The organism is Mesorhizobium sp. P2_B5 (assembly GCF_056404775.1).
Genome location: NZ_JBFUDJ010000012.1, coordinates 56,317 through 79,514, shown reverse-complemented (window position 1 = coordinate 79,514; position 23,198 = coordinate 56,317). Strand labels below are relative to the sequence as shown.

Here is a 23,198-nt window from a genome sequence, read left to right as displayed (position 1 = left end):
AAATCGCCGATCCTGTTTCAGCTTCCCAGCGCTTTGAGCCAACCTTCAAAGGAAGAGGCCTTCTGGTGTTCGGCATGCGAAGCAGAGTGGGCCGGTCGCGACAACACCACCGTGCTGCGACCTTCGCGGGGGCTGTAACCGAATTCCTTGCTGAATGCCCGGCTGAAATTGGCCGCTGAACTAAACCCGAAGGCCTCGGCTATTTCAACAATTCGCCGGCTGTCCAGCGGATCGCTGAGTGCAATATGCGCTGCCAGAAGCCGGCGGCTTTGGATGTAATGGAGAACACCACCGCTTGGTTCGAACAACTGATAGAGACGGGAGCGCGAGACACCGAGCGCCCGGCACATTGAATCCGGTGTCAGATGAGCCGCATCCAGATTCTGGTGGACGTATCTGCGCGCCCGCTCCATGAGCGCAACATTCGCCAGTTGTTCGGCGGCGGCAGCATGTTCCGCCGCAGGCCCGAGGCAGGCGATGACCATGCTGCGCGTTGCGTGTACGATGCGAGGCAGATCGTCAGCCGTGAGGCTGCCCAGTCTTGCCTCTATGCTGTTGATGTAGCCGACCAGCAGGTTGGCAAAGTTGCCAGACAGAATTGAATTGTTCTTCGCGTCGAGGCTTGCCGCCGCATCGGCGAACAAATCACGCGGCATATACAGAAGGAGACTTTCAGAGTCCGTTGCCCTCCCGCGAAACGGGTAGCCGAGCGATCTGATCTCCAATTTGCCCGGCTGGCTTTCTGCAACGCGACGATCGACCTCCGTCCATGACCGGCCAGTATGGGGCAAGGCGATGCACCAGTGATCGATCGAACTGGACCGGAGTTTTGCGGCAGAACGCATGTAACTGTGTGCCGCTGCGCGCTGCTGAACGATCAGCATGCCACCGAGGTTCCAGGCCGTGTGGTCGGCGAGAAAGCCATCGTCCGGCGATTTGTCATCCGGCAACTTGACCTCGACAAGCGGAGCCATATGCGCTTGCCAGGCGGCGAATTGATCCTCTGGCGCCAGTTCGAGCGTTGAAAAGGACAAAGGCTCGAGCGCCGGCGCGAGTGGCGAAGCTGACTCGTTGTGAGGTTGAGCTTCGCGCGGCCAACGACGTCGATCACGCTCCGGCGGCCGCCTCGCAGGTGCCTCGTCTGGCTTTTTAGCGTCCATCGCGTGGTGCCATATCCGATTCGGGTATGTCCCATGCCCCTCTCAATCATGTGGTGTACTTCGGGCATCTGGCAAGACTTTGAGGCCGATATCGACAGATCAGCCAGATCAAGCCGTTCGATGACCACAGCCGCAACCCTGCCAACTACAGCGGAACTCGCGTCGACAGAGCCGGCGATAACGCCGAGTAACAGCAAGAAATGCATTCCGAGATAAGTTTCTGGATGCGGCGCTAACGACACTCTTCAGCCCGCTGCATATAGAATTGAGCATTGTGGAAGCGTAGTTGGGGAGACCCTGTAAATGAACGCAAAACTCAACAGCGAAGCTCGTCGCAAGATAATTCTTGACGGATACGTTAACAACGAGCCGTTGAAGGATATTGCGGCCAGGATCGGATGCTCACTGGCAAGTTTGAAAGTCACAGCCAGTAAAATCGGCTGCACTCGAACTCCGAAGGAGGCGGCCGATTTTAGGCGCGGCTTTCATATCCCGGAAAACAAGCGGAATGATTACTACCAGTTGATGAACATTGGTCAGTATAAAGCTCGTGAGTGCGCGGAAATTTTGGGATTGCTGACCGTTCGATCGTCAGGAAACGAGTAAACTCACCGCAATACACTGTCGACGATATTATCGCTGGAGCATTCCATCGCCTCAGCGACTCGTCGGGCAGCGGGCCCTGAAAGGTTCGCACCAAAATGCCGCGTGAGCGCTTCAACCGCACCTGCCTCAGCCCCCACGATCTGGGTATTTGCGAACACGTGTTCGATCAGGTCTGCGCGGATGAACATCTCAACCCCTTGGACCCGGACGCCGAAATCCTGGCGGTGATGGTTGTGGCCATTTTTCGAAATGCTCACACCAGCGAGCGCGAACTGCTGGGAGCCGTCAGGTCTCGCCGGCAAAAGGTCGCGGGAAGCGGGCATTAGCGCACCGTATTCGATCGCGTAGCCGAGCGGGTATGGCTGAGCGCATAAACCCCTCCAAGGAAAGAGGCTGGAACGTTTCAGCCGACCGCGCGTTGTGGTTTTTGGGGAGTGGCCGGCGTCGTTTCGGCCGGCCATGGCGTTGGGAGGCGCATGGCAAAGGGATGTCCCAGGTCCAGACTGTGAAGCCAGCCGAAGCGGCAGCAGCGCCGCGGGTGTCGGATGCGTTCGCCCTGAAGCTCACCTCATCGGAACTCGCGACCACCATGTCACATTTCCATCGCGCCGAAATCGCCCGCATGGCCGGCTGGCGCGACCGTCTGGACCGCACCAGCAACTGGGCGATCACCGTCGTCGCCGCCATGCTCTCTGTCTCGCTGTCGACACCCAGCGCCCATCACGGCGTGCTGCTGTTCGCCATGCTGTTGATCACGCTGCTTCTGTGGATCGAGGCGCGGCGCTATCGCTTCTTCGACGTCTACCGGGCCAGGGTGCGCCAATTCGAGCGCTATTATTTCGCACAGATCTTCTCGCCGCAGCCGGACTACGCCTCTAACTGGCTGGCCATCGTCGGCGAGGGCCTGCGTTCGCCGCGCTTCCTGATTTCGCAGCGCGCGGCTTTGGTGCGCCGGCTGCGCCGCAACTACATTTTCATGTACACGATCCTGACGCTGGCCTGGGTGCTGAAGATCACGACGCCCAGCCTGCAACGCGAAGGATCGCCGATCGGTTTCGGCGCGTCGTTCCTCGATGCCGCTCGCGTGGCGCAGCTCGGCCCTGTTCCGGGGATCTATGTGGTGTGCCTGGTCGGGTTGCTCTATGTCGGCATGCTTGCCGCCGCTTTCCTCATCTCCAGCGACGAGGGCGAGCTTTCGCATGGTACCGTGCACGTCTGAACATTGTCCCCGAAAGCGCAATCCGGTTTTGGATGCAATTGTTTCGCAGGCATACCGACGCGTGTCGGCTTAGCCGCGATGGCGCAGCGCATCGAGCGATATCAAGGACAAGGTGGTCGGCATCACCGGTCGTGCAGCGGATTTGGCGAAGCCGCAGACCTTGCTCAGCGCCGCCGGTTCAGCCCAAATTGCGCCTGAAATTCCTTGGTGTCGTTGCGGTTGGGATAGGGCTGGTCGGGCACTGGAACGCGCAGATGCGCGCACAGGGTCTCCCAGCCGTCGCCCAGTTTATGGACCAGCAGCCGCTCCGGCGGAACTGTCGCCATGACCGCGGCGACGTTGGCTTCATAGAGGGCGATCGCGGTCGCGCGATCATGCGCCTTGCCGCCAAAGACCTGCTTGGCGACCAAGGAAATGCCCAGCGCCTCCTGATCCTGGAGCTGGCTGATGCCGGCCAGGATGGTCTTCTCGAAGCTCTGCCACCAGCTTTCCGGCGAGCGCCAGGTGAGGATGACCGAGGTATCGGGATAGACCTCGATCAGCTGGCGCCAATAATGCGCCGATGGCCAGTCCATGCAGGAGGCATAGCCGGCAAACAGCTCGCTCCAATCAGGCGCAGCACCCTTCGCCAGTGCACGCCAGAGCCGCTTCTGCTCCTCGTTGGCGATGACTTCGGACATGTGATGACAGGGGCCCAGGCCGAGTATCGTCAGCGCTTCGCGCATCGAATCCGTTCCGGTGCGACCAAAGCCCGTCCCGATCACCTTGATCGACATTTTTCCTCCCTGGCTCGAACCGCCGAGGTCGGTCAGCTGGCAGGTTGGCATCGCTCAGCGGCTGCACGATAGCAGCCTCTCCGCAGGAAGCGCCGCGTGGGCAGCAACTCTTCACTCTTCATCGCATATATCAGGACTGCGCCCGGGCCAGATTAGCCGCCAACGATAGATCTGTCCCACACAAAGATCGGTTGACCGGCCTCGGCCACGAAGCGACTATTCAGCCAGATTGCAGACCGCAGGAGGACATGAGATGGATGAACCCGATCGCTGGCGGCATATGGCGAGCGCCCCCAAGGACGGCAGCCGCATCCTGGTCACCGTGAGGCCGTCGGAACAGGGGCCGGCCGAGGTCGACCTCGCCTACTGGTCGCGCGCCGACCAGTTCGGTAGCGAAGGCTGGCGCTCTTCCGATTCGTCGCCGGGACGCGTGATCGAATATCCTGAACCCGAATTGAAATGCTGGATGCCGCTGCCGACGGCCAATCTGAGTCGGGCTTCCATGCCGGCGCCCTGGGCAGGCGAAGACGCCCAGCAGCTCGACGGCTCCGGCATATGATCTCGGCAGAAGGTTCCGCACCATAAGGCGAACGCCGCCGGCCGCGGCCCTATCTCGGCCGGCGCACCGTTCGCACCATGCCGCCGGGGCCACCGCCGCAGAAGAAGCGATCGCCACCGTCGGATTCGAGCCCAGACACGCCCTTCCCCGCCGGCATGTCGAGCCGCTCCAGCACCTTTCCGGTCTGCGGGTCGACGCGCCGGACATCGCTGTGGTCACCTTCCCAGGTGCCATGCCACAGTTCGCCATCCACCCAGGTCACCCCGGTGACGAAGCGGTTGGATTCGATGGTGCGCAGGATTTTTCCGGTGTCGGGATCGATCTGGTGGATCTGGCGTGCCCGGTTCTGCCCCACCCACAGCGTGCCCTCGGCCCAGGTCATGCCGGAATCGCGGCCACCGCCAGGCGCCGGGATGGTGGCCAGCACCTGCCCCGTATCCGGATCAATCTTCTGGATACGATCCCCGGCCAGTTGAAACAGATGCCGGCCGTCATAGGCGGTGCCGGCATGGGCTGCGACATCGATCGAGCGCAGCGTCTCACCGCTTGCCGGATCGAAGGCGGTCAGCCGCTCGCCAGCGGCGAACCAGACATTTTGTCCGTCGAAGCTCACGCCATGCACGGTGTCGACATCCGGAAAGGGCCCGTATTCACGCAGGATTTCGGCGGCTGAATGTTTCACGTCCTGGTCCTCGATCATGGTCACCTTTCCTAGCCGTTCGGCAGCGGCGCCGGGAGTAACAAGGTGGTCGTGAAACCGGCCACAGGCGGCGTCATCCAGCGGCGCGCGCGACCGTGACCGAACGACTGCACCTTGCCGGCCTCGGCCAGTTGCTCGAGGGCTCGCTGCACGCTGCGCTGGCCGGCGCCGAGCGCCAGCGCCAGCGCCGAGCTTGCCCAGGATTCACCATCGGCCAGGAAGGCCAGCACCACCGCGTGCCGTTCTTCGATCGGCCGCGCCAGCACCGCCACCACGCCTGCCTGGCGCGGCGCAAGCGCAAAGCCTTGGCTGGTCGCCTCGATGCCAGCCAGCGGCCGCAATTCGGCGCGCAGCCGGCCGATCTCGACCCGCAGCCTGGCACGATGCGATTCATCGACATGCCTGCCGCCAAAGGCGCGGGCAATCAGCGTCGCCCTCGGCACATCCGCCGGCCAGGCTTCGGCGAGCGCACGTGCGAGCGCAAACAGCACCGGCCGCGTGGCCAGAGAGACAGTGATTTCCTGCTTGCGCACGACATAGCGGAACGTATCGATGACCAGCGCCGGTGACGCCACCAGCGCCTCGACCTCCTCGAGCAGCAGCGGGCGTTCCTCGCCAGCCGCGATCAGCCGAGCCGCCGGCGTCTCGAGTGACAGGAAGGCGCTGTCGACCTCTGCCATAAGACCCGGAATGCCGGCCCGGCGGGCGGCATGGCGCGCCCATTCAAGGGCTGCGCGCGCGGCTTTCGTCTTGAGACGGCGCATGGCGATGCCGGCGACGGCCAGTTCATGCGCGGCGCGTGAGGCCGGCGGCAGCGGCGCCGGATCGAGCCCGGCCAGCACGTCTTCAGCCTCGTCGAGCCGGCCGATCAGCAGCAGGCGCCGCACCTTGAGATGCCCGGCATGCGCGGCATTCAGCCGGTCGCCATGCTTTTCCAATGTCACCCGCGCCGCATCGAGCGCTTTGGCCGGCCAGCCGAGGTCACGCGAGACCAGCGCGATCTCGGCTTCGGCGACGACGCATCTAGCGCGCGCCACCGCCTCCTTCGGACCGAAGGCGCGCCCGGCCCGCCGCAGCAGCAGCTTGGCGCGATCGAGATCGCCGAGCTGCGCCATCGCGATGCCGCGCAGCGCCAGCGCCGGTGCATCCTCGCGCAAGGCGACGCGGTCGAGCGCGGCCAGCGGATCACCCGCCGCCAGCGCCAGCCCTGCTGCGGTGATCAGCGAGTCCATTCAAATCCCGTCACACTTGTAACTCCCATCCCCGCCGGTCACGGCCCTAACTTAAGTCACTGCCGCCAAGCAGCAAGCTGGAACGGCAACCTAGCCATCTGGACTGGCAGGAGACACTCGGGCTGTCGTTGACGCCAATATCGGCATTCGCTAGCCTGAGCATCTCAGATGGTATTTTTGAGCTTCTCATTGGAGATAACTGACAATGCCTGCTTCCGAGGATCTTGAGCACACTGCGCGGCCCCGCCACCCCTGCTGCGGTGGGCCTCCGTCAAATCCCGTCACATTTGTAACTCCGCCCTCGCCGCCTCCCGGCCCCACCCTACCTCACGATCATCAGGCAACGACAGGCCGCAGCGGCGTAATGACCGGCAAAGGAGATGAGCAATGACCAAGCACGTGGCAATGAAGACCCCGCCAATCGTTTCAAGGCAGGAATGGGAAGCCGAGCGCGAAAAGATGCTGGTGAAGGAAAAGGCGACGATGCGCGCCAGGGATGCGCTCTCGGCCGAACGCCGGCGGATGCCGTGGATGGAAGTGGACAAGGCCTATGTGTTCGAAGGCCCCAACGGCAAGGCAAGCCTGCTGGACCTGTTCGAGGGCCGCCGCCAGCTGATCGTCTACCGCGCATTCTACGAACCCGGCGTCTATGGCTGGCCCGAACATGCCTGCCGCGGCTGTTCACTCGGCGCCGACCAGGTCGGCCATCTCGCCCATCTCAACGCCCGCAACACCACGCTGGTCTACGCCTCGCGCGCGCCGCAGGCCGACATTGTCAGCCTGAAGCAGCGGATGGGCTGGGAGATGCCCTGGTACACAATCACCGACGGCTTCGACAAAGACTTCGGCGTCGACGAATGGCACGGCCATAACGTGTTCATCCAGGACGGCAAGAAGGTGTATCGCACCTACTTCATCAACAGCCGCGGCGACGAGCAGATGGGCACGGTCTGGAGCTATCTCGACGCCACACCGCTCGGCCGCCAGGAGGTCTGGGAGGATTCGCCCGAAGGCTATCCCCAGACCGAACTCTACAGCTGGTGGAACTGGCACGACAATTACGACGCCGCGCCCGACAAGACATGGGAAGCGGTGGCCGCCGCCGGCGAAGCCGCGTTCCGCGACAAGGACGGCAAGTAAGGACCGAGTTCCTCGCCCCCGCCGACGGCGGGGGAGAGGTGGCCGCGGAGCGGCCTTTGTAAGGCGCAGCCCCCTCTCCGTCTCGGCTTCGCCGAGCCACCTCTCCCCCACTTTGTGGGGGCGAGGAACCCAACCTTTCGAAGGATGAGAACCATGAGCGATATCGGCACAGGCATCGGCAGCGAGATCCCTCAATCCACCGGCGCGGCGCCTCTCGGCGTCGCCGACTGGCTGTGCCTCGCCGCGGCGCCGACTTTCGCTGCTATGGCGTTGCTTACCTGCATTCACACTGGCGACAGCATGATGTCGTGCCTGGGCGCCAATGCCTCCCTGCTCACCGGCATGCCTGTGATGTATCTCTTGATGAGCGCCTTTCATCTGGCGCCATGGTTGCATGTGATTTCCGGCCGGCTGGTCCGGCAATAGTCCGGCTCGCCACTGCCATTCTGAACACCCCGCACGTCGGAGAGACATAATGAGGCTGGTCAGGCTGAGAGCGCCGGGCGGGTTGGACAAGCTCGACCTGGTCGAGGAGGATCAGCCCCGGCCTGGGCCGGGTGAGGTGCTGGTCAGGATCCGCGCCTGCTCGCTCAACATGCGCGACGATTTCGCCGTGCAAGGCAAGGTGCCGCTCGCAGACGGCCGCGTGCCGCTGTCGGACAGCGCCGGCGAAGTGATTTCCGTCGGCGACGGCGTCAATGTCTTCAAGTCAGGAGATAACGTCGTCAGCACCTTCTATCCCGGTTGGCTGGGCGGCGACATGACATTAGAGACAAGGCGCGACATTCCGGGAGACAGTTTCGACGGCTTCGCCAGCGAATATGTGTGCATGCCGGCGCAGGCCTTCACCAAGGCGCCGGCGGGCTATACGCATCTCGAGGCGGCAACGCTTACCTGCACGGGCGTTACCGCCTGGCGAGGCCTGGTGACGTGCGGCAAGGTGAAGCCCGGCGACACGGTGCTGATCCTTGGCACCGGCAGCGTGTCGCTGTTTGCGCTGCAATTTGCCAAGGCCGCTGGCGCCCGGGTCATCGCCACCTCGTCCAGCGAAGAAAAGCTGGAGAAGCTGAGACGCCTCGGCGCCGACAGCGTTATCAACTACAAGGCTGTGTCCGACTGGGGCGGCAAGGCGAGGGATTTGACGAACGGACGCGGCGTCGACCACGTGATCGAGGTTGGCGGACCCGCGACGCTGGCGCAGTCGATCGCGGCCTGTCGGACGGGCGGACACATCGCGCTCGTCGGCGTGCTGACCGGCTTTGCGGCCGAGGTTTCGATCCCGGCGCTGTTCTCGAACCAGATCCGCATCAGCGGGATTTCCATCGGCAGCAGGGCCGACCAGGAAGACATGATCCGGGCGATAGAGGTCAACCGTTTGAAACCTGTCATCGACAGCAGCTTTCCACTGCACGACATCGCCGCCGCCTTCAGCCACTACGAGACGCAACAGCATTTCGGCAAGGTTTGCCTCGAAGTTTGAACGCATCCTGGCCGCAGCCCACCAGTCCCTGGCGTCGAACGGCGCATTCAGCACGTCCATGCGAACTGTGAGACTTGTCACATACCCGCTCTTGAAGCGCGTGCTACTGCCACCATGGTCCGTCGGCGTCGAAAGAAATCGCCTGCCATGGGCTGGCGGTGACGGGTCTTTCACTTTATCCTGTGGCAGGTTGCATACTGTCAACGGACCTTGATGCCGCAAGCGGTATTCTCGTCGGCGTCAGGCAGCGGCCAGGGGTTTTGCCATGCTCCGACTTTGCGGATTCATCGCGGCCTTCATCCTCGTTAGCCTCACAACCTTTGAGGCCTGCGCCGATCGAAGGGTCGCTCTCGTCATCGGCAATTCCGACTACCGAGACATCCCGGCGCTGAAGAACCCGGCCAAGGATGCCGAGGACGTGTCGGCCACGTTCCGGCTGGCCGGCTTTGAGGTTTTCGTCGCCGAGAATCTCACCAAGCAGCAATTCGAAGGCCAGTTCCGGGACTACCTGGCCGCCGTCGACGGCGCCGATCTCGCCGTCGTCTACTATTCCGGGCACGGCTTCCAGATCGGCGGCGAGAATTTCCTGATACCGGTCGACGCCTCGTTGAAAAAGGCCGCCGACATCGAGGTCCAGGCCATCAAGCTCAACGATGTGCTGGAGCAATTGCGCTCGAAGTCGAAGATCCAGGTGATCATCCTCGATGCCTGCCGCAACAACCCCTTCCCGCGCAACAATTACTGGCTGCGTGACCAGCTTGTCACCGCCGGGAACACCGGGCTGGCGCAGGTGCGCAGCTCGCTCAACACGCTGATTGCCTTCGCCACCGAACCGGGCGCCGTCGCCTATGACGGCAGCGGCGACCTCAGCCCGTTTTCATCGGCATTTTCACGCCGCGCGCTGGCGCCGAACCAGGAGATCCGCACGGTCATGTCGGCGGTGCGCCGCGATGTCGTGCAGGCCACCAACGGCATGCAGGTGCCGTGGGAAAATTCCTCGCTCATCGATGACGTGGTGCTGGTGCGCCGCAGCAACCGGCCTTCGCTGCCGCCGGTGCTGGAGAAGGTGGTGCTGTCGGGGGTCGGTCCTGTCGCCCTCGGACTGCCGGAGCCGGTCGATATCGATGGCGGCGCCATCACCGTCAGCATCGAAAGGCCACCCGCAATGGGCCGTCTGATGCTGGACGGCAAGGACGTCGCGGTGGGCGAACCGATCGCGGGCAAGGACCTGCCGCGCCTGCAGATGGATGTCCCCAAGGGGGCCGCCACGCAGGACGAGGTGGATATGCTCGCCTATGCCACGCATGACAGTTGGGGCGGCGGAAGCCAGGGCATATTGGTGTTTCGCGTCAAGAGCGGCGAAGGTGCCGCCGGCCAGCAGATCATGGCTTCGCTCGAGGCCGAGCAGAAGCAGCAGGTGCTGGAGCGTGGCATCCACATCACCGGTGCCGCCGAAGCGATCGAGAACCGCAAACTTGATATTCCCGTCGGCGTTGGCCCTGTTGCGCTCAATCTGGATTTCCCGACCGACGATCCGGCCGTCAGCCTGAAGGTCTCGGGCTATCCGGCAACGGGGACGTTGTCGCTGCCGGATCGGACCCTGTCGCCGCAATCGAGCCTGTTGGCGGGTGAAGTCGACCACCTTCGTTACGAGCCGCAGATCGGCGCCGGAGCGCCGGTCGAGGTCGGCTTCGAAATCCGGGCCGACAGCAATTCGTCGAAGCCCGCGACGATGAAGCTGTCGCCGACGGTCGATGCCTGCGATACCGCCGCCGGCGAGCCTCTCGACCTGCAAGGAGTGGTGCCCGGCCTGCTGCCGAACGAGATCGGCGCCGATGCTGTTGCGGCCTGCGAGGCCGCGGTGAAAACCTATCCCGATGTCGCCCGCTTCCGCTACGAGCTCGGCCGCGCGCTGCTAGCTGCCGGCAAGGTCGCCGAGGCCAAGACAGCGATCGAGGACGCCGCCAAGAAGGGGCATGTGCGCGCCATCTTCGAACTCGGCTATCTCCACGCAACAGGGACCGGGACGCCCATCGACCGCACCCAGGCCAACGCTCTCTACAAGGCTGCCGCCGACAAGGGCGATCCCTACGGAATGACCTCGTGGGGCCGCGCTTTGTTCAATGGCTATGGCGTCAACCGCGACACGGCCAAGGGCCTCGACCTGCTGCTCAAGGCGGCGGCCATGGGGCACACCTATGCCATGAACGATCTGGCCGCGATCTTCACCGAGGGCCGCAACGGCGTGCCTGCCGACCCGGCCCGCGCGGTCGCCTTCCTGCAGGCGGGCGTGCAGCGGCAGGACATGTATTCGATGAACCTGCTCGGCCGCAATTACCTCGCCGGCCAGGGCATCGACAAGGATCCGAAGACAGCGCAGGCGTTGTTCCAGCAGGCCACCGATCTTGGCCAGCCCTACGCCCCCGGCAGTCTCGCCCGCATGTACAGGGATGGCGTCGGCGTGCGCCAGGACCCGGCGGAAGCGCAAAGGCTGTTCGAACTGGCAACCGCGCGCGGCGATCCGTCCAGCGCCTATGATCGCGCCGCACTCGAAATGGCGAAAGGCGACACGGCCGATCAGGCTGTCGCGGTGCGTTTCCTGGCATTCGCCGTCGCGCTGGACCTGCGCAAGGAGCTTCCGGACGCAAAGAAAGGCCTGGCGCAGTTCGGCACGAAGCCGAAAACGGCAGCCTTGGATGCGCTCCGTCAAGAGCTCAAGTCGAAGACCCCTATGTCCGGTTCGCTGGACACGCAACTGGTCAAAGCGGCCCGGGGGGTCTGGGAAGAAGCCAATCCGCGTCGGGACTTGTTCTGAACAATGGAGGCCATGGTGGGCAAGGCATTGAAGCAGGTATTCATCGGGACAATTCTATCCGGCGTTCTGGCCGGGCTCATGGGCTGCACCTCGGTGTCGCCGATGTTTGAGCCGGCGCCGCCGGTGGAACATCGCAAGGTGGTTCGCGTAGCGCCTCAGCCGAAGGTGGTCCGATACAAGAAGGCGGCCACCGGCAAAGTGGTGAAGCCGGCCGAGGAGAACCCCCAAAAGCCGCCCGTGATTCCTGCCCTCGGCGGCAGCGGAGGCGGCGGCGGTGGTGGCGGCGGCGGTGGTTGGGGATGAGATCGTCACCAAGGGGCGCCGCCGCGTTCAGCGGCCCCAGACGGTCTTGCTGAAGACCGCATGGGCCTTGGATAACGTCAAGCCGAAATCGTCCATCCAGGCCACGGCATTGGCCGCGCCGCGGACAATTGGGCCTAGCGCTGCGCGGAAAGCGCGGCCGACGAACGCTGCAGAGGCTGCGACCGCCGCCGGATCGAGCCTGCGAGCCGTCGATTCCCGATGGGCTTGTTGCGTTTCGAGATAGCGAGCCAGCGCAATGTCGTGCCGCGATGGCGCGCCAAGCTCCTGCCGGTCGCGCCCGGGGTTGTCATGCCAGATGGGCCATTCGGTCGAGCCAGGGTGATGCACGGTGTCCTCCTGCGAAAAGAGAGCCAGTGCGGACAATCTCCTCAAGCGTCGTGAGAAACGCGTGGGAACCTGCGTGATGGAATCGTGAAAAGCGCCTCGGCGGCGGAATAATTGTTGAAATGGAGTGAGCTTGAGCGGATCGTCGTCATGCTGTGACCGTGGCGGGATCCGATGACCGGACCTTATCTTCACCTGCTGGGTGGTTTCGACTTTGCCGGGGCCGCGGTTCCGGCCATCAGCCGCAAGGCGCGTGCGATGGTCGCCTATCTCGCACTCCAGTCGGGGCATTCGCAGTCGCGCGAGAAGCTGGCGACCTTGCTCTGGGGCATCAACAGCGAGGCGCAGGCGCGAATGAGCCTGCGGCAGGCGGTATCGTCGGTCAGGAAGGCCATGCAGGCATGCGGCGGCGGCCGCTTCCTCACCGACGGCGACAGCGTCGCTCTGCATCTCGACGGCCTTGATTTCGATGTAGCGCGGTTCGAGGCACTGGTCGCCAGCCCCGCACCCGAAGACCTCGAACTGGCGCTCAATGTCTACCGCGGCGACCTGCTCGACGGCTTCGGCCTGAAGGAGGAGCCATTCGAGGACTGGCTGAGGATCGAACGCGAGCGGCTGCGGGCTTTGGCCGTGGCCGCTCTCGACAGGCTCGTCGCGCACTATGCCGCGACGAACGATCCTGCCGCGTGCGTGCGTGCGGCGACGCGCCTGCTCACCATGGAGCCGCTGAGGGAGGACGTCCACCGTGCCTTGATGCGCGCCTATGCGGCGCAAGGCAGGACCAATCTCGCGCTGAAGCAATATGAGCACTGCCGCACTGCGCTTCAACGCGATCTCAAGCTGCAGCCGGAGCCGGAGACGCGGCAATTGTTCGAGACGCTGCGGACACGCCGCACGATAGCGCCGGCACGGCCACCCACGACCGATGCGGATGACGCCACCGGCTTCAGTCACCAACCCGCGCGGCCGCAGACCCGCTACGTCAAATCGGCGGGGGTCAACATTGCCTATCAGGTCACAGGCGACGGCCCGATCGACCTGATCTATGTCTCGGGATGGGTGTCTAACCTCGACCTTGCCTGGGACTCGCCGCGGCTTGCGCATGTGCTCAGGCGTCTCGGCAGCTTTTCGCGCCTGATCCGCACGGACAAACGCGGCACCGGTTTGTCCGACCGCAATGTCGGCTTGCCGACGCTGGAAGAACGCATGGAAGACATGCGGGCGGTGCTCGATGCGGTCGGTTCCAAGCGCACGGTTCTGTTCGGCAGTTCCGAGGGCGGCCCAATGTGCATGCTGTTCGCGGCGACCTATCCCGAGCGCACCGCGGCACTCGTGCTCAATGGAGCCTATGCCAGCGGCAGATGGTCGAAAAACTATCCCTGGGCGAAGACAAGCGAGCAGGTGGAAGAAGATCTGGCGATCGTCGAGAGAGAATGGGGAGCGGCGGCGGATATGAGCAACGCAGCGCCCAGTCTGATGAGCGACACGTTCGAGCAGGAATGGTTCGCCGCCTATCTCAGGAATTCAGCCTCGCCCGCCGACGCGATCGCGCTCTGGCGCTGGGGAACCGAAATCGACGTTCGCGACATTCTGTCTGCCATCCATGTTCCGACGCTGATCGTGCAGGCGACCGGCGACCGCTGGGTAAAGCGGGAAGAGGGACGCTACCTGGCGACACATATCGAAGGCGCCAGATACGTCGAGTTCGCCGGCCGCGACCACGTGATCTGGGGCGAGAATTCCGATCGCCTCGTCGACGAGATCCAGGCTTTCGTCACCGGCGCCTTGCCGGCGGTTCCAGGCGAACGGCTGCTGGTGTCGGTGCTGTCCCTAGATATGACGGGCTCGCCTTTCGGCATCGAGCCGGCCGAGCGGCACGCCGAGGCGCTCCATGGTGAATTCGTCGCGGCCGAAGGCAGAGAGATCAGCCGAGCGGACGGCAAGGTGCTCGCGGTGTTCCAGCGGCCAACACGGTCGATCCAGTGCGCGATCGCCATTCGCGATCGCTTGCGGCGATCCGGTGTCGAGGTCCGCTCGGCGGTGCATATCGGCGAGTGCGAGCAGCGCGGCTATCAATTTTCCGGCGCAGCGATCGAGCTGTCGTTGCGGCTGCTGGATCATGCGCAGCCGGGCGAAATCATCGCGTCACGGACGGTGCGCGATCTCGTGGTCGGCTCCGGCCTTCGGTTCGAGGAGCGTGGCGAAATGGCAGCAAGCGGCCTGCCCGGCGCGTTTCCGTTCTATTCGGTCGATGGTACGGCTTGAGCGGCCGAAGTGTGGGAAAGCGACGCTCGCCAGCGCTCGAGGGTCCACCAATCACAGCAGCCGAAAGTCGTCAGCTACGAGGGAGGCGCTTCTGTCCTTGCTAACCGCGATCGACCGGAGACTGCACATCAGAAGCGGCTAATTGACAGCCCGGGAGAAACGGCGCTCACTGGCTCGCGCAGGTAGACCGCAACAAGCGGGCGATTGCGACCGCAGCGGCACCTTGGGAGGATGCCATGCCGACCGTTATTGGCCATCACAACATCTCGAAAGATACCAAGCACTGGCTCTCGTCACCGAAGCGCAAGGAGCTTTTCGGTTCGCTCGGGATCACCAACGTCCGCACCTTCGTCGATCCGCAGAACCCGAAACGGGTCGCGATCATGATGGACGTTCCGGACATGGATAAGCTCGCGGCCATGATGCAAAGCAAGGCGGCCGCGGATGCGATGGCTCACGATGGCGTGGTGCCGGAGTCGCTGGTGATCCTGGTCGAGACGAAGGGATAGCCATTGACCTGCGGAAACCGGCAGACCGGATTTTTGGCTTCAAGCGCCAGAGGCGGCGACGAGAAATTTTCTGGAGCGTTCTCATTGTGGCCGGCGTGATCGGGCTGAAGCTGGTTCCCCGAAAGTGCTTTGCAGGGACGGACGCTCGCCAAGTCAGGTCGCGATATCGTTAACCGGCAACAACGGCTTGGGAAGATTGGCTTCGCCAAGCCCGGCGCGCAGTTCGATCTCGATGTCGCGACAGATCTGCGAAATCGGAACATCGTTGGCGTTGCCCTCGAAAGGGTTTGCGCTGCTCTCGCCAACCTGATCGAGAGACATGTAAGCCCAGCCCAACAGCGTGCTGAACGGGATCGTCAGCCAGATCGCGATCGGGCTGAGCGCGCCGCCCAGTTTGCCCATATCCGCAAACACCGGAACCACGCCGAACGGCAACAGCGTGCAGAAGATCATGACGAACATGGAGCTGACGATGGCATACTGGCGGGGATACGGATTGTTCTTGATGCGGTCGCAGCGCGCTTGCTGGTCATGGAAGTCGCGGATCAGTTTCGTCATCTCGGCATAGATCTGCGCAGGGATCTTTGCGTCCTTGAACAAGCCGTTGACCTGGACCGATTGCATTTCGAGCAGGGCTATCGCCGGCCGCGGCGACTTCAACACGCTCTCGGCCCGTTCGCCCAGCAGCGGGCGCAATTCGTCGGCGACCGAGCCGGTGTCCTCCTGGATGCGGTAGCGCCGCCGGTACTCGATATTGGCGGCCCGCGCCATGGATTCCCACGGCATCGGTCGCCGCAGGGAAAAGCGCAGCGCTGTCATCCAGGCGATATGGCGATAGATGAGCTCATTTGCCGCCGGCGCATCGGTGAAGTCCCTGCAGAAATTGGACCACATCCGGCTGCTCGCAGTGATTTGTGCAAAGGCCTGCAGCGCTTCGCCGCTGCGGGTGAAAACCTGCGAATTCTTGAACCCGGCGACCAGCGAGACGGTGGTTCCAAGCACGAGCACCACCGACCACGGCACCGAGAGCCCGGCAATGGCCGGCAGACGGTAAGCGACCACGGCAAGTGCGCTCACAACCACCATGTAGATGACACTGCGCCGCGACCACAGCGCAAAATCGATCACCTTGTAGGAGCGGCCTACATACATCCTATGTCCCTCAAAATGTGGTTGGGCTTGGTTGTTGCCCTGCCGATATGAAATCTACCTCACCGCGCCTTGGCAGCCCCAAACCGCAGCCCGTCCATCAGCAGCTTGACCAGCCGGCGCGAGCGGTCGCGCCAGTCCTTGGTGTCGGGGGCCGAGTAGATGCCGCCGAGTGCATGCAGCACATCGGAAGCGTCGACGTCGCCGCGGATCGAGCCTTCGGCCACCGCCGCCTCGACCAGCTGCCGCAAGGCCAGCGACACCCGGCCCGACAAGTCGGAAAACACGGCGGAATTGGTGTTGAACAGGATGCGGAGACTGGCCGCCAGGCCGCGCTTGGTGGCGATGTAGTCAACGAAGCGCTGCATCCACTGTTCCAGCGCCATGTCGGCCGAATGGTGGCTGGCGAGGTCGTCGGCAGCCGCGCAGAGTGCTTCGACTTCGCGCCGGTAGACCACCTCGACCAGATGCTCGCGGGTTGGGAAATGCCGGTAGAGCGTGCCGATGCCGACACCGGCCTGGCGTGCGATCTCCTCCAGCGAGGCATCGACGCCCTGCTCGGCAAAAGCCGTTGCCGCGACTTCGACCAGCCGGTCGCGGTTGCGCTGCGCATCGGCGCGCAGCGGCTTCGGCGCTGCAGCTTCGCGCGCACCTTGGGCGGTTGTTGTCTGCTGGTCGTCCAATTTTTTCTCCACTGTCGACATATGGGGGCTTGAACCCCGAGGGGTAAGCCCCCACCTAGATAAACGGAGGCGCCTCCGTTTTAGTGGAGCAGTCTTATCATATAATCAGGGGAGCCGGTATGTCACGTGCTGAGAGTGTGAAGACTGAAGCATCCCCTGCCCGCTGGAGAGTCGGGGCGGCAAAGCTGCCAATCTCCTCCCTCGTGGGGGAGATCACGCTCTCCGCCGCCCTTGCCCTCCCCCACCCAAGCCCCATTTCAATCCCCTAGCGTCAAGCAACTGGAGCCAGACGCCTCATGACCGACCAAATCACCTCCACCACCATCCCGATCCACCTCACCATCAACGGCCATTCCCATGAACTGCAGGTCGAGCCGCGCGTGACGCTGCTCGACGCGCTGCGTGATCGCCTCGACCTGACCGGCACCAAGAAGGGCTGCGACCACGGCCAGTGCGGCGCCTGCACTGTGCATGTCGACGGCGAGCGCGTGCTTGCCTGCCTGACCCTGGCCGCGCAGGTCGAAGGCCGCGAAATCACCACCATCGAGGGGCTCGCCGGAGCCGACGGCACGCTCGACGCCGTGCAGGCGGCCTTCCTCGACCAGGACGCCTTCCAGTGCGGCTATTGCACGCCGGGACAGATCATGTCGGCGGTGGCCTGCATCCGCGAGGGCCATGCCGGTTCCGACGACGAGATCCGCGAATACATGGCCGGCAATCTCTGCCGCTGCGGCGCCTATCCGAACATCGTCGCCGCCGTGCGCCAGGCGGCCCTGGAGGTGGCATCATGAGGGATTTTTCCTACGTTCGCGCCGACAGCATCGAGGCCGCGCGCAAGGCGACGGCGCTTCCCGGCGCCATGCTGCTTGCCGGCGGCACGACGCTGGTGGACCTCGCCAAATGCGGCGTCGCCCAGCCTGAGACCGTGGTCGACATCACCCATCTCAAGGGGCTGGACACGATCAGCGTCGATGCAAGCCACGCCACGCTCGGCGCGCTGGCGAAAATGAGCCATGTCGCCGACCATGCCGGGATCAAGAGCCATTTTCCTGCCGTCTCGGAAGCACTGTGGCAGGCCGCCTCGGCGCAGCTGCGCAACATGGCGACCGTCGGCGGCAATCTGATGCAGCGCACGCGCTGCCCTTATTTCCGCGATCCCTCCAACTTTTCCGCCTGCAACAAGCGTGAGCCCGGCAGCGGCTGCTCGGCGATCGGCGGCGTGACGCGGGGCCACGCCCTGCTCGGCACCAGCCAGGCCTGCATCGCCATGTATCCCGGTGACCTCGCCACCGCGCTCGTCGCCTTCGATGCGACGGTCCATCTCGGCCAGCGCGTGCTCAAGGTCGACGATTTCTTCCTGCTGCCGGGCGACACGCCTGAGCGCGAGCATGACATCCGCGCCGGCGAGATGATCACCGCGATCGAGATCCCCGGTTCGGCCGCGGCGCGGCGCTCGACCTACCTCAAGGTGCGTGACCGCCAGTCCTACGAGTTCGCCGCGGCAAGTGCCGCGGTCGGGCTGGAGCTGGAAGCCGACGGCCGTACCATCCGCGACCTGCGCGTCGCGCTCGGCGGCGTCGCCACAAAACCGTGGCGGGCGCGCGCCGTGGAAGAGGCGCTGAAAGGCAAGGTCCTGGACGAAGACACCGTGCGCAAGGCGAGCGGGCTCGCCATGGAAGGCGCCGTCGACCATGGCGCCAACCACTACAAGATCGAGCTCGCGCCCCGCGTGGTCGCGCGCGCCATCCTCAAACTGGGAGAGACGGCATGACCGTTCAAAACATCAGACATGCCAATACAAGACATGCCGATTCGAGACATGGCGACGCCTCCGACGGCGCGGTCGGCGGACGGCTGTCGCGCGTCGACGGCCCGGCCAAGATCACCGGTGCTGCCAAATACGCCTTCGAGCAGCAGCTCGACGGGCTGGCGCATGCGGTGATGGTCGAGGCCACCATCGCCGCCGGCACGGTGCGCGCGATCGACACACGGGCCGCGGAGACCGCGCCGGGCGTGCTTCTGGTGCTGACGCCCGACACCATCATGGAGATCAAAGGCGCGTCGGACTGGCTGGGCAATCCGCCAACGCAGAAGACATACTCACCGCTCGCCCGCACGGTCACGTATTCCGGCCAGCATATAGCTGCCGTCGTGGCTGAGACCTTCGAGCAGGCGGTCGCCGCGGCGGCCCTGATCGAGGTCAGCTATGACGAGACGCCGGCCATCGTCGACCTCAGCGATGCCAAGGCCGGCGACGGCATCCCGATCGATGCCATGACCAAGGAATGGGGCGACGCCGAAGCGGCGTTCGCCGCCGCACCGGTGCGCATCTGCGCCGCCTACAATACGCAGCGCGAATACCAGGCGGCGATGGAGCCGCATGGGCTGATCGCGCGCTGGCAGGGCGAAGAGCTCACCATCTGGGAGCCCAGCCAGTGGCTGGACGGCATGGCGCGCACCTATGCCGAATGGTTCGGCGTGCCGTTCGAGAATGTGCGGCTGGTCTCGCCCTATATTGGCGGCGGCTTCGGCTCGAAGGCGCTGGCGCTCGCCCACAGCGCGGTGGCGGCGGCCTCGGCGAAAATGCTCGGACGGCCGGTGAAGTTGGTGCTGACAAGGCCGCAGAACTTCACCTCCTATGGCGGCCGCGCCGCGACCCGCCAGACGGTGACGATCGGCGCCGGCCGTGACGGCAAGATCCAGTCGATCGTGCATCGCGGCGTCAACGAGACCGCGGTCGACGGCATGTGGGTCGAGCCGCTGGCTTCGGTCACCTCGATCATGTACGCCACGCCCAACTTCTCCTCGAAGCAGAATGTTGTGCGGGTGAACACGGTGGTGCCCGGCGCCAAGCGGGCGCCCGGCGAGAACCCCAGCGCCTTCGGCATCGAATGCGCCATCGACGAGCTCGCCTATGAGGTCGGCATCGACCCGCTGGAGATCCGGCTCAGGAACTACGCCGAACAGGATCCTGAGGCGAAAAAGGCCTGGTCGACAAGGCAGTTGCGCGAGGCTTTTGCCGCAGGTGCGGAACGCTTCGGCTGGTCGAATCGCACGCCCAAGCCGCGTTCGATGCGCGACGGCCAGCAGCTGATCGGCTGGGGCGTCGCCGCCGGCACCTATCCGGTGCGGCGCGCCTATGGCGAGGCCATCGTGCGCATCCTCGCCGACGGCTCCGTCGAGGTCGAAAGCTCCTCGATTGACATGGGCCAGGGCACCTACACCATCCTGGCGCAGACAGCGGCCGAGACGGTCGGCGTGCCGGCCGACGATGTCGTGGTCAAGCTCGGCGACTCGCGCTTTCCCCGCGCCGGCGTCGCCGGCGGGTCGCGGCTGGCCGGCGTGATGACCGGCGCCGTCTACAAGGCGGCGACATCGGCGCTCGACCAATTGGTCGGGCTGGCGATCAGCGATCCGCGCTCGCCCTTCCACGCGCTGCAGGCCAACACGCTGGTCGTCGCCAATGGCCGCATCACCGCGCCGCGCGGCGATGGTCCCGATGTCTCGATTGCCGAACTGCTGGCGAGCGTCGGCCGTGACCGCATCGAAGCCACCGGCGACACCATGCCGGCCAATTCGAGCGCCGAAGACCGCTACAAGAACTACACCACCATCGCCACGTCGGTGCCGCACACCGAGGGCGACTACTCGCGCCACTCCTGGTGCGCGCATTTCATCGAAGTGCGGGTCGACGAGGATTTCGGCACGGTGCGCGTGTCGCGCGTGGTGTCGGCGCTGGATTCCGGCCGGCTATACAATCCGAAACTGGCCGAAAGCCAGTGGAAGGGCGGCATCATCATGGGCATCGGCCAGGCACTGCTCGAAGAAGGCATCGTCGACCGCAGGCATGGCCGCATCGTCAACAACAACCTCGCCGACTATCTGGTGCCGACCAATGCCGACATCCCCGATATCGAAGTGATCTCGGTCGGCATTCCCGACCTGCATTCCTCGGTGCTCGGCGGCAAGGGCGTGGGCGAACTGGCAATCGTCGGCGTGGCGCCGGCGATCGCCAATGCTGTGTTTCACGCCACGGGCAAAAGAGTGCGTGACCTGCCGATCACGCTGGAGAAGCTGATTTAGGGAAGCGATGGCGGGGGAGATCGTCGTCACCCTCGCCTCGCCAATCTCCGGCGTCGGCCCCTACCTACCACTCCAACCCGAACACCAGCTTGCCGAAGTGCAGGCCGCCGGCGGCCATGTGTGCGTAGGCTTCGACCGCTTCGTTCTGCGAAAAAACCTTGTCGACGACCGGCTCGATCCTGGCTGCACCGATGGCGCGGGCGGCGTCGCGAAGGTCGGACACCGATCCGGTGTTGTTGCCCACCACCTTCAGCGCCTTGATGATGATCGGCAGCAGGTTGACCGTGGCCTCGGCGCCGGTGACGAAACCGATGGTGAACAGCGTGCCGCCGGGCGCGGTGGCGTTGACGGCGCGGGCGAAGGTGGCGGTGCCGGCGGTTTCGACGACGAGGTCGGCGCCGAGGCCGCCGGTCAGTTCCAGCACCTTGCCGTCCCAGTCGGGCGTCGCGCGGTAGTTGATGAGATGATCGGCGCCGAGTGCCTTCGCGCGCTCCAGCTTCTCGTCCGACGACGAAGTGATGATGACGGTGGCGCCGGCGGCTTTCGCAAGCTGCAAGGTGAAGATCGAGACGCCGCCGGTGCCGAGCAGCACGACGACCGAGCCCGGCCCGACATCGGCGGCGCGGATGGCGTTCCAGGCGGTGGTGCCGGCGATCGGCAGCGTCGAAGCCGCCTCGAAGGAGAGATGCGCCGGGACCGGCACGAGCGAGTTGGCCGGCAGCGCGACATATTCGGCCAGCGATCCCGGCAGCGAGATGCCGCGCATCTGCGTCATCTCGTAAGGCCGCGGCGGACCGCCGATCCAGCGTGGCTTGGCATGGGCGACGACGCGGTCGCCGACGGCGAATCCCGTAACCCCCTCGCCCAGCGCGATGATCTCGCCGGCGCCGTCGGCGACCGGGATGAGCGGAAAGCTCGGCCCGGGATAGTTGCCGCTCGCCACCGCGACATCGACGAAATTGAGGCTCGCCGCACGCTGGCGGATCAGCACCTCGCCGCGCTGCGGTTCGGGGGTGGTAATGGTGGCGGCGCGGAAGGCGTCCAGCCTGGGTTGGCTCAGTTCGATGGCTTTCATGGTTTCACTCCGGTGGGACGATTGATGGGTTGAGTGAAGCTAACTGCTGCGATATGTCTGGATAATCCTTGCCTTTTACATTTCAGTAGTGTGACTTATGCAGCAATCTCATGAGCCGATGACCCTTGCCGAAATGGCGGCCTTCGCGGCCATCGCCGAGGCGCGGTCCTTCACCAGGGCGGCGGCGCGTATCGGGCGCGACGCGACCATCCTGTCGCGGCGCCTGCAATCGCTGGAGGAGCGGCTGGGCGTCAGGCTGCTCCATCGCACGACCCGCAGCGTGTCGCTGACGGAAGCGGGCGCCGAATTCATGGTGCGGGTGCGCGCTATCCTCGCCTCCGTGGACGAGGCCGAGGCTGCCGCGTCGGCGCATGCCGGCGGCGGCCCGCGCGGCCTGCTCAGGCTGGCGCTGCCCGGCACGTTCGGGCGCATGTGGATCGGGCCGCTGCTGCCGCAATTCCTTGCCGAATTTCCCGATGTCCGCATCGAGGCCGAATTCTCCAACCGTTTCGCCGATCTGGTCGCCGAGAATTTCGACGTCGCCGTGCGGCTCGGCGCGCTGGAGGATTCGCACCTGGTGGCGCGCAAGGTGGCGACGCGGCGGCGGCTGCTCTGCGCCGCCCCCTCATATCTCGCCCGAAAGGGCAGGCCGGAGACACCGCGGGCGCTGCTCGAACATTCCTGCCTGGGCTTCAGCGGTTTCCAGACCTTTCCCGCCTGGGAGATGACCGACCGGGAGGGCCGGAGCGTGCGCGTCGAAGTCTCCGGGCCGTTGGTCACCGATGATGCCGAGGTACTGGTCGAGGCCGCCGTGCAAGGCGTCGGCCTGATGATGAGCACTGACTGGTTGGTCGGCCGCGAACTCGCCGACGGACGGCTGGTGCCAATCCTGGAAGGCTGGACGCTGGCCGACGAAGGCGCGATCTATGTCGTCACGCCCTCAGCCAAGGGACAAGCCGCCAAGACGCGCGCCTTCGCCGACTGGATCGGCAAGCGCTTCGCCCCGGAGCCGCCCTGGCGGCGGTGAGGCTTGCCAGTCTCCCCTTTTGCGGAGAGATGGCCGGCAGACCATAAGGTGGGTGCGAAGGAAAGCGGCTTT

Annotated in this window: 23 protein-coding genes; 15 read left to right on the top strand and 8 right to left on the bottom strand. The window is 64.6% G+C overall.

Features of this window, described 5'->3' with window-relative positions; genetic code table 11:
• Nucleotides 1-17: 17 nt before the first annotated feature.
• Nucleotides 18-1,160, bottom strand: a complete 1,143-nt coding sequence (locus AC1D1N_RS27580) for a helix-turn-helix domain-containing protein (RefSeq protein WP_477352282.1) — start codon at nt 1,158-1,160, stop codon at nt 18-20.
• Between the two features lie 303 nt (nt 1,161-1,463).
• Here AC1D1N_RS27580 and AC1D1N_RS27575 point away from each other — a divergent pair, with 303 nt between their 5' ends.
• From AC1D1N_RS27575 to AC1D1N_RS27565, 3 genes are all read left to right on the top strand, one after another.
• On the top strand, nt 1,464-1,766 hold the full coding sequence (locus tag AC1D1N_RS27575; protein WP_112566602.1) for a hypothetical protein: 303 nt from the start codon (nt 1,464-1,466) through the stop codon (nt 1,764-1,766).
• Between the two features lie 95 nt (nt 1,767-1,861).
• Nucleotides 1,862-2,092 carry a hypothetical protein gene (locus tag AC1D1N_RS27570; protein ID WP_477352280.1) on the top strand — a complete coding sequence of 77 codons (231 nt, stop codon included), beginning with the start codon at nt 1,862-1,864 and terminating at the stop codon, nt 2,090-2,092.
• 161 nt (nt 2,093-2,253) lie between these two features.
• Complete coding sequence (locus AC1D1N_RS27565) at nt 2,254-2,985, top strand: DUF2270 domain-containing protein (protein ID WP_436259310.1); 732 nt, start codon at nt 2,254-2,256, stop codon at nt 2,983-2,985.
• Between the two features lie 164 nt (nt 2,986-3,149).
• Here AC1D1N_RS27565 and AC1D1N_RS27560 read toward each other — a convergent pair whose 3' ends face one another.
• Nucleotides 3,150-3,761, bottom strand: coding sequence for a sulfotransferase family protein (locus tag AC1D1N_RS27560; RefSeq protein WP_477352278.1), 612 nt, complete (start codon nt 3,759-3,761; stop codon nt 3,150-3,152).
• A gap of 253 nt (nt 3,762-4,014) precedes the next feature.
• On the opposite strand from AC1D1N_RS27560, the gene AC1D1N_RS27555 reads away from it, so the two are divergent.
• Nucleotides 4,015-4,320: a hypothetical protein gene (locus AC1D1N_RS27555; RefSeq protein ID WP_112566614.1), complete on the top strand. Its 306-nt coding sequence runs from the start codon at nt 4,015-4,017 to the stop codon at nt 4,318-4,320.
• 49 nt (nt 4,321-4,369) lie between these two features.
• On the opposite strand, the gene AC1D1N_RS27550 is transcribed toward AC1D1N_RS27555, so the two are convergent.
• Nucleotides 4,370-5,002, bottom strand: coding sequence for a Vgb family protein (locus tag AC1D1N_RS27550; protein ID WP_477352407.1), 633 nt, complete (start codon nt 5,000-5,002; stop codon nt 4,370-4,372).
• 29 nt (nt 5,003-5,031) lie between these two features.
• Complete coding sequence (locus tag AC1D1N_RS27545) at nt 5,032-6,252, bottom strand: helix-turn-helix domain-containing protein (RefSeq protein ID WP_436259308.1); 1,221 nt, start codon at nt 6,250-6,252, stop codon at nt 5,032-5,034.
• A 387-nt stretch (nt 6,253-6,639) separates the two neighbouring features.
• On the opposite strand from AC1D1N_RS27545, the gene AC1D1N_RS27540 reads away from it, so the two are divergent.
• The 5 genes from AC1D1N_RS27540 (at nt 6,640) to AC1D1N_RS27520 (ending at nt 11,990) form a co-directional block, all read left to right on the top strand.
• Entirely contained in the window at nt 6,640-7,392 is a 753-nt protein-coding gene (locus tag AC1D1N_RS27540) for a DUF899 domain-containing protein (RefSeq protein ID WP_477352276.1), read from the top strand.
• Nucleotides 7,393-7,545: 153 nt separating this feature from the next.
• The gene (locus AC1D1N_RS27535; RefSeq protein ID WP_436259306.1) at nt 7,546-7,818 is read left to right on the top strand and encodes a hypothetical protein; all 273 of its coding nucleotides are present in this window, start codon (nt 7,546-7,548) and stop codon (nt 7,816-7,818) included.
• A gap of 49 nt (nt 7,819-7,867) precedes the next feature.
• The gene (locus AC1D1N_RS27530) at nt 7,868-8,872 is read left to right on the top strand and encodes a zinc-dependent alcohol dehydrogenase family protein (protein ID WP_477352273.1); all 1,005 of its coding nucleotides are present in this window, start codon (nt 7,868-7,870) and stop codon (nt 8,870-8,872) included.
• Nucleotides 8,873-9,137: 265 nt separating this feature from the next.
• The gene (locus AC1D1N_RS27525; protein ID WP_477352271.1) at nt 9,138-11,687 is read left to right on the top strand and encodes a caspase family protein; all 2,550 of its coding nucleotides are present in this window, start codon (nt 9,138-9,140) and stop codon (nt 11,685-11,687) included.
• A gap of 12 nt (nt 11,688-11,699) precedes the next feature.
• Entirely contained in the window at nt 11,700-11,990 is a 291-nt protein-coding gene (locus AC1D1N_RS27520) for a hypothetical protein (protein WP_477352269.1), read from the top strand.
• Between the two features lie 27 nt (nt 11,991-12,017).
• Here the strand turns inward: AC1D1N_RS27520 and AC1D1N_RS27515 are convergent, their stop codons facing one another.
• Nucleotides 12,018-12,338, bottom strand: coding sequence for a hypothetical protein (locus AC1D1N_RS27515; RefSeq protein WP_477352267.1), 321 nt, complete (start codon nt 12,336-12,338; stop codon nt 12,018-12,020).
• Nucleotides 12,339-12,509: 171 nt separating this feature from the next.
• On the opposite strand from AC1D1N_RS27515, the gene AC1D1N_RS27510 reads away from it, so the two are divergent.
• Nucleotides 12,510-14,600, top strand: coding sequence for a bifunctional AfsR/SARP family transcriptional regulator/alpha/beta hydrolase (locus AC1D1N_RS27510; protein ID WP_477352265.1), 2,091 nt, complete (start codon nt 12,510-12,512; stop codon nt 14,598-14,600).
• A gap of 236 nt (nt 14,601-14,836) precedes the next feature.
• Entirely contained in the window at nt 14,837-15,109 is a 273-nt protein-coding gene (locus AC1D1N_RS27505; RefSeq protein WP_112566658.1) for a hypothetical protein, read from the top strand.
• A 153-nt stretch (nt 15,110-15,262) separates the two neighbouring features.
• On the opposite strand, the gene AC1D1N_RS27500 is transcribed toward AC1D1N_RS27505, so the two are convergent.
• Nucleotides 15,263-16,261: a bestrophin family protein gene (locus AC1D1N_RS27500; RefSeq protein WP_477352263.1), complete on the bottom strand. Its 999-nt coding sequence runs from the start codon at nt 16,259-16,261 to the stop codon at nt 15,263-15,265.
• Between the two features lie 59 nt (nt 16,262-16,320).
• The gene (locus AC1D1N_RS27495; RefSeq protein ID WP_436259298.1) at nt 16,321-16,962 is read right to left on the bottom strand and encodes a TetR/AcrR family transcriptional regulator; all 642 of its coding nucleotides are present in this window, start codon (nt 16,960-16,962) and stop codon (nt 16,321-16,323) included.
• Between the two features lie 275 nt (nt 16,963-17,237).
• On the opposite strand from AC1D1N_RS27495, the gene AC1D1N_RS27490 reads away from it, so the two are divergent.
• The 3 genes from AC1D1N_RS27490 to AC1D1N_RS27480 are packed head-to-tail and all read left to right on the top strand — an operon-like array spanning nt 17,238 to nt 21,024.
• Nucleotides 17,238-17,732 (top strand): (2Fe-2S)-binding protein, encoded by a 495-nt coding sequence (locus tag AC1D1N_RS27490; protein ID WP_436259297.1) that lies wholly within the window; start codon nt 17,238-17,240, stop codon nt 17,730-17,732.
• Nucleotides 17,729-18,712, top strand: a complete 984-nt coding sequence (locus tag AC1D1N_RS27485) for an FAD binding domain-containing protein (RefSeq protein WP_477352260.1) — start codon at nt 17,729-17,731, stop codon at nt 18,710-18,712. Before AC1D1N_RS27490 ends, AC1D1N_RS27485 begins: the two co-directional genes overlap by 4 nt.
• Nucleotides 18,709-21,024, top strand: coding sequence for a xanthine dehydrogenase family protein molybdopterin-binding subunit (locus AC1D1N_RS27480; protein WP_477352258.1), 2,316 nt, complete (start codon nt 18,709-18,711; stop codon nt 21,022-21,024). Before AC1D1N_RS27485 ends, AC1D1N_RS27480 begins: the two co-directional genes overlap by 4 nt.
• Nucleotides 21,025-21,088: 64 nt before the next feature.
• Here AC1D1N_RS27480 and AC1D1N_RS27475 read toward each other — a convergent pair whose 3' ends face one another.
• On the bottom strand, nt 21,089-22,099 hold the full coding sequence (locus AC1D1N_RS27475; RefSeq protein WP_477352256.1) for a zinc-dependent alcohol dehydrogenase family protein: 1,011 nt from the start codon (nt 22,097-22,099) through the stop codon (nt 21,089-21,091).
• Between the two features lie 97 nt (nt 22,100-22,196).
• On the opposite strand from AC1D1N_RS27475, the gene AC1D1N_RS27470 reads away from it, so the two are divergent.
• Nucleotides 22,197-23,126: a LysR family transcriptional regulator gene (locus AC1D1N_RS27470; RefSeq protein WP_477352254.1), complete on the top strand. Its 930-nt coding sequence runs from the start codon at nt 22,197-22,199 to the stop codon at nt 23,124-23,126.
• Nucleotides 23,127-23,198 lie beyond the last annotated feature (72 nt).

Excerpts from the sequence above, each read along its gene's own strand:
- AC1D1N_RS27580 (WP_477352282.1), bottom strand. The coding sequence starts at position 1,160 with ATGGACGCTAAAAAGCCAGACGAGGCACCTGCGAGGCGGCCGCCGGAG.
- AC1D1N_RS27575 (WP_112566602.1), top strand. The coding sequence starts at position 1,464 with ATGAACGCAAAACTCAACAGCGAAGCTCGTCGCAAGATAATTCTTGAC.
- AC1D1N_RS27570 (WP_477352280.1), top strand. The coding sequence starts at position 1,862 with ATGCCGCGTGAGCGCTTCAACCGCACCTGCCTCAGCCCCCACGATCTG.
- AC1D1N_RS27565 (WP_436259310.1), top strand. The coding sequence starts at position 2,254 with ATGTCCCAGGTCCAGACTGTGAAGCCAGCCGAAGCGGCAGCAGCGCCG.
- AC1D1N_RS27560 (WP_477352278.1), bottom strand. The coding sequence starts at position 3,761 with ATGTCGATCAAGGTGATCGGGACGGGCTTTGGTCGCACCGGAACGGAT.
- AC1D1N_RS27555 (WP_112566614.1), top strand. The coding sequence starts at position 4,015 with ATGGATGAACCCGATCGCTGGCGGCATATGGCGAGCGCCCCCAAGGAC.
- AC1D1N_RS27545 (WP_436259308.1), bottom strand. The coding sequence starts at position 6,252 with ATGGACTCGCTGATCACCGCAGCAGGGCTGGCGCTGGCGGCGGGTGAT.
- AC1D1N_RS27540 (WP_477352276.1), top strand. The coding sequence starts at position 6,640 with ATGACCAAGCACGTGGCAATGAAGACCCCGCCAATCGTTTCAAGGCAG.
- AC1D1N_RS27535 (WP_436259306.1), top strand. The coding sequence starts at position 7,546 with ATGAGCGATATCGGCACAGGCATCGGCAGCGAGATCCCTCAATCCACC.
- AC1D1N_RS27530 (WP_477352273.1), top strand. The coding sequence starts at position 7,868 with ATGAGGCTGGTCAGGCTGAGAGCGCCGGGCGGGTTGGACAAGCTCGAC.
- AC1D1N_RS27525 (WP_477352271.1), top strand. The coding sequence starts at position 9,138 with ATGCTCCGACTTTGCGGATTCATCGCGGCCTTCATCCTCGTTAGCCTC.
- AC1D1N_RS27520 (WP_477352269.1), top strand. The coding sequence starts at position 11,700 with ATGGTGGGCAAGGCATTGAAGCAGGTATTCATCGGGACAATTCTATCC.
- AC1D1N_RS27510 (WP_477352265.1), top strand. The coding sequence starts at position 12,510 with ATGACCGGACCTTATCTTCACCTGCTGGGTGGTTTCGACTTTGCCGGG.
- AC1D1N_RS27505 (WP_112566658.1), top strand. The coding sequence starts at position 14,837 with ATGCCGACCGTTATTGGCCATCACAACATCTCGAAAGATACCAAGCAC.
- AC1D1N_RS27500 (WP_477352263.1), bottom strand. The coding sequence starts at position 16,261 with ATGTATGTAGGCCGCTCCTACAAGGTGATCGATTTTGCGCTGTGGTCG.
- AC1D1N_RS27495 (WP_436259298.1), bottom strand. The coding sequence starts at position 16,962 with ATGTCGACAGTGGAGAAAAAATTGGACGACCAGCAGACAACAACCGCC.
- AC1D1N_RS27490 (WP_436259297.1), top strand. The coding sequence starts at position 17,238 with ATGACCGACCAAATCACCTCCACCACCATCCCGATCCACCTCACCATC.
- AC1D1N_RS27485 (WP_477352260.1), top strand. The coding sequence starts at position 17,729 with ATGAGGGATTTTTCCTACGTTCGCGCCGACAGCATCGAGGCCGCGCGC.
- AC1D1N_RS27480 (WP_477352258.1), top strand. The coding sequence starts at position 18,709 with ATGACCGTTCAAAACATCAGACATGCCAATACAAGACATGCCGATTCG.
- AC1D1N_RS27475 (WP_477352256.1), bottom strand. The coding sequence starts at position 22,099 with ATGAAAGCCATCGAACTGAGCCAACCCAGGCTGGACGCCTTCCGCGCC.
- AC1D1N_RS27470 (WP_477352254.1), top strand. The coding sequence starts at position 22,197 with ATGCAGCAATCTCATGAGCCGATGACCCTTGCCGAAATGGCGGCCTTC.